Source organism: Spirulina sp. LEGE 11439, assembly GCF_059821285.1.
This window is the reverse complement of the sequence record NZ_JCAMRX010000049.1, coordinates 1-13,570: the sequence shown is the minus strand read 5'-3', so window position 1 is coordinate 13,570 and position 13,570 is coordinate 1. Positions and strand designations below refer to the sequence as shown.

The following is a 13,570-nucleotide window of genomic DNA, read 5'->3' as shown; positions in this document are numbered from 1 at the left end:
TTTCTGATGTCCGTAAATCTTCGGGCTCGTTGTTTTATAACCATACTCGGGGCGCGATCGCCGTCTCTCCAAAATCGGATTGACGGTAAAATTTCCAAATTTGCTGAAACCAGTTTTTTGCCTCTGTTATTGATGTACCGCGATAGCGACAAAGTAAACCATTTCCTTGTGTTTGAGTCACTTCTGCTTCTCCTTTACCTTGACTATTGTTCCAGAATTGATGAAGAGATGCGATCGCATTTTCTTCATGAGAAGGACTAAACCAAATTAAATGACCGATAATGGGATATCCTCCCAAACCGTGGGGATGAAAATAAGTTTCTTCACATCCCGGCAGCCATTGAAGATCGCACCACAGCAGTTTACTTTCTCGCCAGATTTCTAAGCGCGATCGCCACTCTCCTCGGACAAATTTTTCCCCTCTCGCACTGCGACCAAAACGGAGAATTTCCCAACCGAAAAAAACCGCATTTTCGGCTAATTCGACGCGCATTTCTTGTTTGTAAATTGCACCATTAAACACAATTGTACTCTGGGGCAACCATTCTAAAACTGCCCGATCTGCTATTTTTGCAAGAATTGTTTGGGTGGCTTGTTTGCCTTGACTGCCATAAATTTTGCTGGCGGCGGCGGTGGTCAGCAAAACGCGACTTTGTGAATTTAACTGGAGAGATTGAGTTAAGCGATCGCCACCAACAATTCCCCCTGCGGTATGCAGAGAAACAGTATGACAAATTTCTTTTCCTTCAGGATAAAAAGGTCGCTGTACCTTTAAAGGTGCTTGATTAAAAGCACGCAAAATTTGTGTAGAATTCCCTTGTTTGCCATAAACTATCTCTAAGCGACCTTGCCAATTTGAATCTTGTGGAAGTGCAACCATTTAACTCTATCAAAAATATTAATTGTTTCAACCTGTTCTACATTATCAGATAGGGTGAATTGAAAAATCGTGTGAGATCGATGAGAAAGGCTGAAGGAGTCTGTGCGATCGCCTATGCTAGATATGCGATCGCTGGCTCAACAGTCTGTTACAATCATTTAAAAGTAATTTAAGAATCAGTTAATTTTATTGCTCGATGATATTCAACGAACTATTCCCTTTTCGGATCGAACTCGATACAGTTTTAATTGCGGGTTCTGCATTGTGGTCTTTAGCCTTATATTTAGGGATGGCTTCCTTACGAGAATGTTGTGAGGAGATATTCGATCGCTGGTTTAATTTTGCCGATCGCTCCCTTTATTTATCGGCAGAGGAGTTCGAGCGTACCCGTCCGGCGAGAGAATCACAAAATGCGTTTTACGCATCAATTTTTGCGATCTTTCCTTTCTTGTTATTGGGTTTTTTGTGCGATTATGGGATGCAGTTAAGTCTAGGTCGCAGTTGGGCAGTTAGCGTGGGAATTTTAGGATGTTTCTGTTGTGGCGTTTTTGAATTGGGTCGAAGGAATGAAGAGTAAAGAGTAAAAGACTCCTAGTTATCCATTATCCATTGTTAAATAGCCATGAACAAAAATAATCTACTTTATCCGTCTCGCCGTCAAATCTTGCGTGGTCTTTTGGCTGCAACAACTTTTGGAATTACGGCAAAATTAGGAACGGGTTGTACAGATCGAGGAACAAATAACGGGACTGGAGAGACAAATAAAAAGTTAGTTATCGGTGTTATTTATGTCGGTACTAAAGATGACTTTGGTTACAATCAATCTCATGCAGAAGCTGCGACAGCAATCGCAAAAATTCCCGGTATTAAAGTTATCGAACAAGAAAATGTTCCCGAAACAACAGCAGTGCAAGAAGCCATGCGGAGTATGATAGAACTTGATGGCGCAACGGTACTTTTTCCGACTTCTTTTGGTTATCTCGATCCGCATATTCTCAAACTCGCAGAAGAATTTACAGAGGTGCAGTTTTTTCATGCAGGAGGATTATATAACGAAGGAATGCCCGATAATATTGGCAGTTATTTTTCTTATATTGACGAAGCACAATATATTGCTGGAATTGTTGCCGGAAAAACGACACAAACCAATCAATTAGGATTTGTTGCAGCCAAACCTATTCCTGTTGTCCTTCGCAATATTAATGGATTTACATTAGGAGCAAAAAGCGTCAATCCTGAAATTAGCGTACAGGTTATTTTTACGGGAGATTGGGCATTACCGGTTAAAGAAGCGGAAGCAGTGAATAGTTTGGTCGATCGCGGAATTGATGTTATTACCTGTCATGTAGATAGTCCCAAAGTCGTCATTAAAACCGCAGAGCGGCGGGGGATTTATACTTCTGGCTATCATGCCAATCAATCGGCACTCGCCCCTAAAGGCTATTTAACAGGGGCTGAATGGAATTGGACGGCAATGTATACTCAGTACGCGCATTGGATTAAAGAAGGGAAAACCTTAATGAATGGAGAAATTCCGCATCTCGTGCGCGGAGGTGGAGAATCAGGGTCTTGGAAATTATCAGATTATGGTTCGGCAGTGAGTGAAGAAACGCGCACACTGGCCGAAGAAATCAAGCAACAGTTAAAAGAAGGAAAACTAACGATTTATCAAGGCGAAATAGTCAGCAATAAAGGCGATATTATTCTCCCAGAAGGAAAAGAATTTCAACAAAATGCGATCGAATTAGAGCAAACAAATTGGTTAGTTGAAGGAGTTCGAGGCAGCCTGTAACGGAAGAGAAAAGAAGAAAATTTATACTTCTCCTCCTCTCTTTCTCAATTGATAACGGGTCACCAATCACTGATAACTGTTTAAGCTAAGCGACGCTGTAATAATGGCTGAATAGCCGTTAAAACGATCGCGTCAAATACGAGCAAGACCAAGAGAACTGTCGTAAAACTCATCGATCCCCAAGGGGCTGTCATGACAACACTATCGAGTCCCCAAGTTTCATTTAAATAGAGATAGCGAATGGGTTCGATCGCATAAGTTAAAGGATTAAAAGAGGCGAGCCATTGCAACCAGTTGGCCATAAAAGACAAAGGGGCAAGGGCAGTACTGGCAAATAGTAAAGGCAAGTTGGTCACAAAAATTACAGCAATGAGTTCGATATGTCCCGGAAGGGCAAAACTCAAACTCAAACTCAATGCGGTGACTCCCACGACAATGAGGAAGACGATCGCCGCGATCGCACCCAAACCGCCGAGACTGGGCAAACCTGCACCGATAAAGGCACTGGCAGCAACGATCGCCACCGTTTGCACAAAAGCGAGGCTAATAATATATAGGGTAGACGAGGCAACAATAGAATAGCGAGAGGCGAGAGGGGCGACGAGAAAGCGATTGAGAAATCCGAACTCGCGATCGAACATGACAGGCAACCCGGCATTTAATGCCCCCGAAAAAGCAGTAAAAACAATCACTCCCGGGGCGAGAAATTTACCATAATTAATATCGTTGCCTAAAAATCCTTGAGGGGCATTGTAAAATAATGCGCCAAACAGAATCAGCCACATTAAAGGCTGTACGATCCCTGCCATCAGGGTAGTCGGACGGCGTTTGAGTTGGATGAAAAGGCGTTTGGTTAAAGCAAGGGTTTCTTGAATAAATTCCCCTAAAACGCTACCATCTTCCCCAATCTTCCCTTGGAGAGAAGCATCGGGTGCCAAGCTGTCAAGTTGGGAAGGTGTAATCGATTGACTCATCGGTAAATCAGAAAAATGATGACTCTATATTTCTTGTAGTGTAAGCGATCGCTTGGAAAGGAGGTGCAATGCGAAGCATCTCTTCCTGCATCGAAGCGATCGCGTATAATCATAACGAAATCTCATCGGGAGATTGCCGAGACAAATATTCGTTTGGTCAATCGTCAACCATGTCTAAAAAATTTCTAGATGATGCGTCACTTTTACCTTCTCAATCTCCCAGTTGTTGGTTGCGAGACTCTAGGGACTGCAAGCAGCAGTCAAACAATTGCAGCAAGATAGCGATCGCACGATGGAGGGTCAATCCTCTCCTCAAGGATCGCCATTCTGGGTGAATTTGATCTTGACATTCCTGACTCTGGGAACTTTCGCCTTGTTAAGTATTAGTAATCCAAGAGGTAAATTTATGCAACCAAAAGAATTAGTAGATTTATGGGTAAAAGCGTTTAACACTGGTGATGCCCAATATGTTTCTGAGTTTTATGCTGAAGATGCAGTCAACCATCAAGTAGCAAATGAACCCGTGAAAGGTAAATCTGCAATTTTGGAAATGTTTGCTCGAGAATTTGCAAATACAGAAATGGTTTGTATCGTGGAAGCTATCTTCCAAGATGGAGAGTGGGCTATTTTGGAGTGGAAAGACCCGATTGGGTTACGTGGATGTGGATTTTTCCATGTTGTTGACGGAAAAATAGTATTTCAACGAGGCTATTGGGATAAGCTGGGTTTTTTGAAAGCTCACAATTTACCAATTCCCGAGTCAGAAACTTAACACTATCTTAGAGATGAACTGAGTTGTTAAGCTCATTGCAACTTATAAAAACAATACACATAAATTAGCAAGATTAACAATCATCTACACAAAGGATAAATAGAATTATGGGTAAGTTAGAAAGCATCGGGTTTAGCGACTGGTTTCAAGGTGAAGTTGATGCTGAGAAGGCAACTATCCATGAAATTGCTCGGGTAGTTTCAGTACACAAAGATAGCTATATTGTCACTAATGGTTTGAAGGAAGTTTTTGCTGAGCTATTGGGGAATTTGTTTTATACAGCAAATTCTTCTTTGGACTTGCCAACAACTGGAGATTGGGTATATGCTGACTTTTATGACGATGATTCTCATGCAATCATTCATGGGGTAATCCCTAGAAAAACCCTATTAAAAAGAAAAACAGCCGGAAAGCTTGTTGATTTTCAGTTAATTGCAGCAAATATTGATATTGCCTTTATTATTCAATCTGCTGATTATAATTTTAATCTGAGAAGATTGGAACGCTATCTTGTTATGGTTAAAGAAAGCGACATTACTCCGGTCATTTTACTGAGCAAGTGCGATCTCATTTCCCAAAATGAAATTGAGGAAATCAAGGAAAGCATTTTAGATATTGCGCCTCAAGTTACTGTACTGGCATTTAGTAATTTTAATGAGGAAAACATTGATACGATTAGAGATTCTTTGTCATCTGGTTATACTTACTGTTTGCTCGGCTCGTCTGGTGTTGGGAAAACAACATTATTAAATAGTATTGTCGGTAGTGAAAAATTCAAAACGCAATCTGTGAGCAAAAAACAAAGTAAAGGAAAACATACCACGACAAGTCGCGAACTAATACAGTTAGAGAATGGGGCAATGCTAATAGATACCCCCGGAATGAGAGAGCTTGGTAATATGTCAGTAGATATCGGGATTGACGAAACATTTTCGGAAATATTAGAGCTTTCCCAGAACTGCAAATTTGCTGATTGCTCCCATACTAAAGAAAAAGGCTGTGCCGTATTATCAGCAATAGAAGCAGGGGAATTGTCTGAAAAACGCTATCAAAACTATACCAAAATAAAAAAAGAATCAGCGTTCAATGAAATGTCTTATGCTGAGAAAAGAAAGAAAGATAAAGATTTTGGCAAGCTCATTAAATCAACCCTAAAAAGTAAAAACAAATATCAAAACAGATGATTCCACTCGAATAAGTCCCTTAAAAATACTATCTTTTACCTGAAAGTGGCTTTCTAATACTAATATAAAATCCGGAAAATTAACTTTAATCTTGGAGGTTGGGTTAGTAATAGCGTAACCCAACACAAACATTGCTATTTTCACATATTAATATTTAAGAGGCCAAAACTCGAACTTTGGGAAGAAGTGCAGATAGCAAAAAGATCGCTAATTGCATAATGACAATACTCGGACCTGAAGGCAGATCGAAGAAAGCAGAGAAAACAATCCCTAACACTGCACTCATCGCCCCTAGTCCGGCAGAAAAGAGAATGTGAGTGGTGAAATTACGACTGATTAAACGGGCAGCACAAGCCGGAATAACAATAAAGGCACTGACTAAAAGAACCCCGATCGCTTTAATAGAAACTCCCACGACTAAGGACAATAAAACAATAAAAGCTGTGCGATGTGCCGAAACTGAAACCCCTCGCGCGATCGCCATAGGTTCGTGTAAGGTTAACATCATCTGAGTTCGCAAAGTTAGTCCAATAAAGGCAGCACAGATACACAACAAAACCCCACTTATCACCAAATCGCGACTCGGTACTGCCAAAATATCCCCAAAGAGTAAATTATTGATACCTCCTTTGTATTGTCCGCTAAAACTGAGGGTAATAATAGCGATCGCTAAAGATGCTGCATGAACAATATTCAGCAGCGCATCCGTCCATAGTTGCGTTCTTTCTAACAAGTAGCTGACAGTGAGAGCAAATAATACACAAAAAGGTAATAAAACTGTCGAAGGATTCAATCCGAAGAGCAAACCCAAACTAATACCGAGTAATGCCGAATGGCCTAAAGCGTTGCTAAAGAAAGAAAGTTGGCGCAAAATTGTCAAACTGCCCAACAGTCCCCCCATTAGTCCTGTTAAAATTCCTCCGATCAATGCTCGCTGCATGAAAGGAAACTGAAATAGCTCCCAGACTTGTCCGATCTCCGTCGCTAAAACCATATCACCTCTCACAAGAATGACAATAGCGCACAAATTCCGAACCGTAGGCAATCGCGAGATTATCGGGAGAGAGGGCAAATTCGGGAACGCCTTCACAGAGCAAGGTCCGGTTGAGACAGAGAACGCGATCGCACTGTCGTCGCACCATATCAAAATCGTGGGAAATCTGTAAAATTGCCCAGCCTTGCTCGCGTTTTAACTCGGAAAGCAAGTGATAAAACTCTGACTCTCCGCGAATATCCAACCCCGCAGGAGCTTCATCGAGAATCAGCAACCGTCGGGGACGCACGAGGCAATAAGCCAGCAAGATTCGCTTGGTTTCCCCTCCTGAAAGATGGCTAATGGGTTGGGCGCTCAAATGCTCTGCTTGCACTCGCATCAGGGCTTCTCGTACCGCTAAACGGCGTTCTCGAACGCGAGACCACGGCCATTGAAACCCTAAGCGATCCCACCCTAAACCCACCAATTCTTCTACGGTCATGGGAATGCGGCGATCGAACAAGAAGTTTTGCGGTAAATAGGCAATCTGCTGGCGTATGGGAAAAGCGAGATCGCCGTTGCGCTTCAGGGTTTGACCCAAAATTGACACTTCCCCCAATCGCCGGGGTAAAATCCCTAAAATCGCTTGAATGAGGGTACTTTTCCCGGCTCCATTGGGACCGATGAGGGCGGTATCCGTGCCGGTTTGCAAGGAAAAGGAAACATCATGAATGACTGTTCTTTGCTCGCGATCGACGCTTAACCCGTTAATTTCTAATACTGTCTCTCTCAAGTCCGATCTCCTCAAACAAATAATAAATTATCTCCGCAACACTATTCAGTCCCGAAGGCTGCTGCTAGATTTTCTGCGTTTTGACGCATCGTGGTTAGATAAAATTGGGGTTCTATCGCGTTAACATCTCCAGTTTCTAGGGGATCGAATTCGCTAATTGTAACCTGTAAGTCTTTGGCTATAGTATCAAAAGCACTTGCACCCATTTGAGGTTCCGTCAGCAAGGCTTTCAGGTTTCCGGCTTTGACGGTTTCTAGGATACGTTGCACATCTTTGGGCGAAGGATTTTCTTCGGGAATATCAACCAAAAATTCGACTTCGAGACCGTAACTATCGGCAAAATATAAAGCGAAGTCGTGGAAGATAATAAAAGTTTGTCCGGTATAGGGTTGGAGTTTTGCCGCAATCTCTGCATCCAATGCTTGCAGTTTTTCAATAAATTCCTTGGCATTGGCACTATATTCGTCTTTGCCTTCAGGATCGGCAGCAATTAAACCATCGCGAATATTCTCGACTTGAGCGATCGCGCGTTTGGGATCGAGCCAAATATGAGGATCGAATTCTCCATGATGATGATGTTCTTCGTGATGGTCGTCTTTTTCTGAGTGTTCTTCTTCATGGGACTCGTTGCGATCGTCTTTTTCTGAGTGTTTGTCCGACGAGGAGAGGGTTTCAATGCTCTGACTGGAATCTACGATCGCTAAATCGGTATTTTCTGCGTTGTCGATCAGATTCTCTAAGAAAACTTCAAACTCCAAACCATTCTGCACTAAGACATCGGCTTGAGCGATCGCTTGTACGTCGGTGGGTTTGGCTTGGTAGTCGTGAGGTCCGACGTTGATGGGTAATAATTGCGTGACTTCGGCGCGATCGCCGGCTACTGCTTTGGTAAATTGGGTGATGGGTAAAAATGTTGTCACCACTTGCAATTCTTCGGTTGTTTCCTCTTGAGTGGCTTCAGATTTCCCAGTTTTTTCAGGATTTGTCGCACAACTCCCGGAAGCGATCGCCACGGTGATAATGGCAACAAGGGTTAATCGACGCAGAACTTGTTTTGCTTGAATCATAAGCGCTCCTGTCAATGCGCGATCGTCATTGGAACGATCGTAACAATTTTTACTCTACAATGATAATCATTATCATAATTTAGTCAAAAAGGCAACGCGAGAAGATGGACGATCGCCCCAACAATTGTCAAATCCAGTTTAGTTTGGCAGCGATCGCAACAAGGTTATAAAATCCTTTCAGGAATTCGTGACTCAAAAGAATGAGGGAACAAAGATTTATGAATAATATTTTTTGTCGGCTTAGCTGTGCAGTTGCCAGCAGTTATATTGCGATTCTGGCTCAACCTGTTTTAGCTGAATCCATGCAAGAATTTACTCCTCTGCGAGTAGCGCAGTCAGCAGAAACGATATCAGCTAAATTTGCTCGACATTTCCAAGATTTAGGAGCAGAAGGATCGATCTATATTTACGACTCGAATCGAGATATTTCCTATCAGCATAATCGCGATCGCAACGTAACACCGTTTTTACCAGCCTCCACTTTTAAAATTCCTAACTCACTGATTGCACTCGAAACAGGAGTGATTCCCAATGATGTTTCAATTTTAACTTGGGATGGGATTAACAGACCGATGGTGTCGGCTTGGAATCGCGATTTAAATCTCCGACAAGCCTTTAAGTTTTCTGCTGTCTGGTTTTATCAGGTTTTAGCGCGTCGAATTGGCTACGATCGCATGAAGCATTGGGTTAAGGAAATAAGTTACGGTAATCAAAATATAGGCGGTGCAACAGAGATAGACACCTTTTGGCTTAATGGCGATTTACGCATCACTCCTCAAGAACAGGTTCAATTTCTGAAACGCTTCTACAATAATGAATTACCTTTTTCAGAAAGTGCGATCGCAACGGTTAAAGACATTATGATTATGGAGCAAACTCCCAATTATACAATACGAGCTAAAACAGGATGGGCAGCCACTACGGGGGTTGGTTGGTATGTCGGTTACGTGGAGCAAAATGAAAATGTTTATTTTTTTGCAACCAATATTGATATCGAAGATAGAAACGATTTAAGCAAGAGAATAGAAGTCACTCGACGTTGCTTAGAAAACTTAGGATTATTATGAAAATTAAGGTACAGTGCTTTTGGTCGCGAAATGATTTCGATTGCATCTAAATTTTATGCTACATCAGATAAAAGTTATGAGATATCGAGAAGCACAATTATCCTAAAGATAAATCCAATTGATTCGGAAATAGGATAGCATCTCGAATTTTTTGGAATCTATATTGTCAGAACGAGCAAAAATATGCCAAGATCGTAAAATTGGGTATTTTTATTCATCCTCTGTCCTCGAATCATTCTTTTTGTTGCAATGAGTGCCTCTTCTGAAAAATCAACTACAGCAAAAACTGCAAAACCCGCTCCTCACGAGGACTATCGAAAATTGGATCGAGAGCAACTCTCGCCCATGATGCAGCACTATATCACGACAAAAGAAGAGTATCCCAACGCACTTTTGCTCTATCGAGTAGGAGATTTCTTTGAATGTTTCTTTCAGGATGCCGTTAAAATTGCCCAAGAATTAGAACTCGTTCTCACTAGCAAAGAAGGAGGCAAAGGAATTGGTAGAGTGTGCATGACGGGAGTTCCCCATCATGCCTTAGAACGCTACACGGCAATGTTAGTAGAAAAAGGCTTTGCCGTTGTCGTTTGCGATCAAGCAGAAGATGCCTCAATTGCTGCCTCGGAAAAGCGTATGGTTAAACGAGAAGTGCAGCAAGTTCTCACACCGGGAACCCTAACCGATGATGGCATGTTAGCGGCAAAACGTAATAATTATCTTGCGGCTGTCGTTATTGCCAAAACCCATTGGGGACTCGCTTATGCTGATATTTCTACCGGGGAATTCTGCACCACTCAATCCCAAAATCTCGAATCTCTCGGTATTGAATTACAACGCTTGCAACCTTCCGAAATTCTCTATCCTACCAATGCGATCGATATCGGTCGTTTGTTGCGTCCGGGGGAACCTTCAGAAGAGCTTCCAGACTGTCTTCCTAATGAATTTTGTTATTCCTTGCGTCCTCAGAAATACTTTCATCCTACAGAAGCAAGAAATCGTCTTTTAGAAACCTTTAACGTTCGTTCTTTAGAAGGAATGGGCTGTGACCATCTCACATTAGGAGTTCGGGCAGCAGGAGGTTTATTACAATACCTCGAAGATACGCAAAAATCCAACCAAGTTCCTTTGCAACCTTTACGCACTTATTCCTTAGCTGATTATCTCATTCTCGACCCGCAAACCCGTCGTAATTTAGAAATCAATCAAACCGTCAGAGACGGAACTTTTAATGGTTCTTTATTGTGGGCGATCGATCGCACGAATACAGCAATGGGTGCAAGAACCTTACGACGCTGGTTTGTCGAGCCTTTACTGGAAATCAAAGGCATTCAAGCACGACAAGAAACCATTGGCGAATTAACAGAAAATCATGCCTTGCGAGAAGATTTACAACAAATGTTGCGGCAATTTTATGATTTAGAACGCTTATCGGGACGTGTTGGATCGGGACGCGCAACGGCTCGCGATTTAGTTAATTTAGCCGATTCTTTAGTGCGATTATCCGATCTGGAAGAACTGGCTTGTATGGGAAATTCTCCTTATTTGCGAAGGTTACACAAAATACCTCAAGGATTGCAAGAATTGGGTCGTCATGTTTTAGCGAATATGGTAGAATCTCCTCCTTTGCATATTAAGGAAGGAGGAATTATTCGTGATGGAATTAATCCTTTATTAGATGAACGCCGCCAACAACTCGAAGAAGATCGACAATGGTTGGCAACGTTGGAAATAACCGAGAGAGAACGCACGGGAATTGCTAAATTAAGAGTGGGATATAATAAAACTTTTGGCTACTATATTAGTATGCCTCGTAGTAAAGCAGAAGATGCACCCGACAATTACACGCGCAAGCAAACTTTAACCAACGAAGAACGCTATATTACTTCAGAATTAAAAGAACGAGAAACTCGTATTCTCAGTGCTAAAGAAGACTTAAATAATTTAGAATACGAAATCTTTACTGAATTGCGTTTGGAAGTTGCTGAAAAGGCTCGAGAAATTCGCGATATTGCTCGGGCTGTTGCTGCTGTTGATGTTTTAGCAGGGTTAGCAGAAGTTGCAATTTTGCAAGGGTATTGCCGTCCAGAAATAGCCCAAAATCGCACGATCGCAATTGTTGAAGGTCGCCATCCCGTGGTTGAAAAAAGATTGGGACAGGGCTTTTTTGTTCCCAATTCTACTAAGATGGGGTATAATCCAACAGATCCCGAAAATCCCGATCTAATTATTCTCACAGGTCCGAATGCAAGCGGAAAAAGCTGTTATCTCAGACAAGTTGGGTTAATTCAAATTATGGCACAAACTGGAAGTTACGTGCCGGCAACCTCAGCAAAATTAGGAATTTGCGATCGCATCTTTACACGTGTCGGTGCTGTAGACGATTTAGCCACAGGACAATCAACGTTTATGGTGGAAATGAATGAAACAGCAAATATTCTCAATCATGCGACTCCTAAATCTTTAGTTTTATTAGATGAAATCGGACGCGGGACGGCAACATTTGACGGATTATCTATTGCTTGGGCAGTAGCAGAATATCTCGCTTCTGAAATTAAATCCCGAACAATTTTTGCAACTCATTATCACGAACTCAATGAATTAGAAACAATCTTAGAAAATGTGAAGAACTATCAAGTCACAGTCAAGGAATTACCAGATAAAATTGTTTTTTTACATCAAGTTCATCCCGGAGGTGCCGATCGCTCTTATGGAATTGAAGCCGGAAGGTTAGCTGGTTTACCCGACTCAGTGATTAGTCGCGCAAAACAGGTCATGGGACAGATTGAAAAACATAGTAAAATTGCGCTAGGACTGAGAAAAGGCATTAAAAAGAAATCAAATAATGCAAAACGAGAGAATGGAAAAATAATGGAACAATTAGATATTTTTGAATAAGAATTTTTACGATTTTAATCTAATTTCTATGATTGTGTTAGAATCACTTTTTATTGAGCGATCGCAACCTTAAATTCTTGATGACCGACTGCGATCGCATTGAAAGCCAATCGTAATATTGCGGATAAACGGGCAAGCGAGACTCTAATTTCCATCCCATCGGCTTAATAAGATTAGCGATAAATTTTGGTGTCGGATGATCGTAATCGGGATTCACTTCATCTCTGGGACTAATGCCGCCGAAATCTCTCGCACCAGCCTCCAAACAAGCGACTAAAAAGTTAGTATCGGGAACTAAATTTGGGGGAATTTGTAAGGTAATATTAGAAGGAAGAATTTCTCGAGCTAATGCGATCGCAGACAACAATGCCTCGGGTTGCGATCCTTTTGCATTATAACTTTGTCGAGTTCCGGGGCTATGCGGCTGTAAAATAACCTCTTGAATATGACCGTATTGGGCTTGTAAGGATGCGATCGCTTCTAAACTCTCTTGCCAATCTTCCCTTGTTTCCCCCAATCCTAATAATAGCCCTGTCGTAAAGGGAATCTGCAACTCTCCCGCCCATATTAACTGTTGCAAGCGCAATTCAGGAACTTTACTCGGCGCATATCGATGAACGGTTTGCAACAATTTTGGCGTAATCTGTTCTACCATCAACCCCATTGAGACATTAACTTCTTTTAACTGCGACATTTCTGCAAAACTCAACGGTCCTGCATTCGTATGAGGCAAAAATCCGAGAGTCAGTGCTAAATTGCAGAGATCGTGAATGCGATCGCACCATTCTCCTCGACGAGAATTTTGAGGATGCACCTCCCCACTCAAAATGAGAATCTCAATAGTCTCTGTTTCCTGAAGACCCTGCAAAATTATCTCGGCATCTCGCAACGTCAACCACTTATCTCGACCCGGATCGACCCGAAAATTGCAGTAGCTGCAACGATTGAAACATTCGTATGTCGGGACGAGAGTGTATGCCGGACTGTAAGTCACCGTTCGACTCATAATTTTATCTTATCAAAAGAGTAGCAAATCTTAATTAAAAATTGTTCACGAAACGTAATATCTAGAGTTATCATTCAGTTAATGAGGTTGCAAGACTTCAGATTTTATTCTCGCAATAATCATAAAAATGACTACAACAGTACAAACTCAACAAAGCGCGTCTTTGT

General features: G+C 41.8%; 13 protein-coding genes. 7 read left to right on the top strand and 6 right to left on the bottom strand.

Features of this window, described 5'->3' with window-relative positions; genetic code table 11:
* Positions 1-34 precede the first annotated feature (34 nt).
* Complete coding sequence (locus tag AC6RV6_RS23810) at positions 35-880, bottom strand: urease accessory protein UreD (protein WP_500243375.1); 846 nt, start codon at positions 878-880, stop codon at positions 35-37.
* 196 nt (positions 881-1,076) lie between these two features.
* Between AC6RV6_RS23810 and AC6RV6_RS23805 the strand changes: the two genes are divergently transcribed.
* A complete protein-coding gene (locus AC6RV6_RS23805; protein WP_500243374.1) occupies positions 1,077-1,457 on the top strand; it encodes a hypothetical protein in 381 nt (126 codons plus the stop codon).
* Between the two features lie 45 nt (positions 1,458-1,502).
* On the top strand, positions 1,503-2,672 hold the full coding sequence (locus AC6RV6_RS23800) for a BMP family ABC transporter substrate-binding protein (RefSeq protein ID WP_500243373.1): 1,170 nt from the start codon (positions 1,503-1,505) through the stop codon (positions 2,670-2,672).
* 80 nt (positions 2,673-2,752) lie between these two features.
* Here AC6RV6_RS23800 and AC6RV6_RS23795 read toward each other — a convergent pair whose 3' ends face one another.
* Complete coding sequence (locus AC6RV6_RS23795; RefSeq protein ID WP_500243372.1) at positions 2,753-3,646, bottom strand: ABC transporter permease; 894 nt, start codon at positions 3,644-3,646, stop codon at positions 2,753-2,755.
* Positions 3,647-3,816: 170 nt separating this feature from the next.
* Here AC6RV6_RS23795 and AC6RV6_RS23790 point away from each other — a divergent pair, with 170 nt between their 5' ends.
* From AC6RV6_RS23790 to rsgA, 3 genes are all read left to right on the top strand, one after another.
* Positions 3,817-3,981 carry a hypothetical protein gene (locus AC6RV6_RS23790; protein ID WP_500243371.1) on the top strand — a complete coding sequence of 55 codons (165 nt, stop codon included), beginning with the start codon at positions 3,817-3,819 and terminating at the stop codon, positions 3,979-3,981.
* A 71-nt stretch (positions 3,982-4,052) separates the two neighbouring features.
* Positions 4,053-4,418, top strand: coding sequence for a nuclear transport factor 2 family protein (locus AC6RV6_RS23785; protein ID WP_500243370.1), 366 nt, complete (start codon positions 4,053-4,055; stop codon positions 4,416-4,418).
* A gap of 107 nt (positions 4,419-4,525) precedes the next feature.
* Positions 4,526-5,602 (top strand): ribosome small subunit-dependent GTPase A, encoded by a 1,077-nt coding sequence (gene rsgA / locus AC6RV6_RS23780; protein WP_500243369.1) that lies wholly within the window; start codon positions 4,526-4,528, stop codon positions 5,600-5,602.
* Positions 5,603-5,756: 154 nt separating this feature from the next.
* Here the strand turns inward: rsgA and AC6RV6_RS23775 are convergent, their stop codons facing one another.
* From AC6RV6_RS23775 to AC6RV6_RS23765, 3 genes are read right to left on the bottom strand one after another with little or no spacing between them, the layout of a single operon-like run.
* Positions 5,757-6,596 (bottom strand): metal ABC transporter permease, encoded by an 840-nt coding sequence (locus AC6RV6_RS23775; protein WP_500243368.1) that lies wholly within the window; start codon positions 6,594-6,596, stop codon positions 5,757-5,759.
* A 1-nt stretch (position 6,597) separates the two neighbouring features.
* On the bottom strand, positions 6,598-7,368 hold the full coding sequence (locus AC6RV6_RS23770) for a metal ABC transporter ATP-binding protein (RefSeq protein WP_500243367.1): 771 nt from the start codon (positions 7,366-7,368) through the stop codon (positions 6,598-6,600).
* A 41-nt stretch (positions 7,369-7,409) separates the two neighbouring features.
* Positions 7,410-8,435, bottom strand: a complete 1,026-nt coding sequence (locus AC6RV6_RS23765) for a metal ABC transporter solute-binding protein, Zn/Mn family (RefSeq protein WP_500243366.1) — start codon at positions 8,433-8,435, stop codon at positions 7,410-7,412.
* Between the two features lie 218 nt (positions 8,436-8,653).
* Between AC6RV6_RS23765 and blaOXA the strand changes: the two genes are divergently transcribed.
* Positions 8,654-9,502: a class D beta-lactamase gene (gene blaOXA, locus AC6RV6_RS23760; RefSeq protein WP_500243365.1), complete on the top strand. Its 849-nt coding sequence runs from the start codon at positions 8,654-8,656 to the stop codon at positions 9,500-9,502.
* A gap of 249 nt (positions 9,503-9,751) precedes the next feature.
* Positions 9,752-12,397, top strand: a complete 2,646-nt coding sequence (gene mutS / locus AC6RV6_RS23755) for a DNA mismatch repair protein MutS (RefSeq protein WP_500243364.1) — start codon at positions 9,752-9,754, stop codon at positions 12,395-12,397.
* A gap of 43 nt (positions 12,398-12,440) precedes the next feature.
* Here the strand turns inward: mutS and cofG are convergent, their stop codons facing one another.
* Entirely contained in the window at positions 12,441-13,403 is a 963-nt protein-coding gene (gene cofG, locus AC6RV6_RS23750; protein ID WP_500243363.1) for a 7,8-didemethyl-8-hydroxy-5-deazariboflavin synthase subunit CofG, read from the bottom strand.
* Positions 13,404-13,570: the final 167 nt, after the last annotated feature.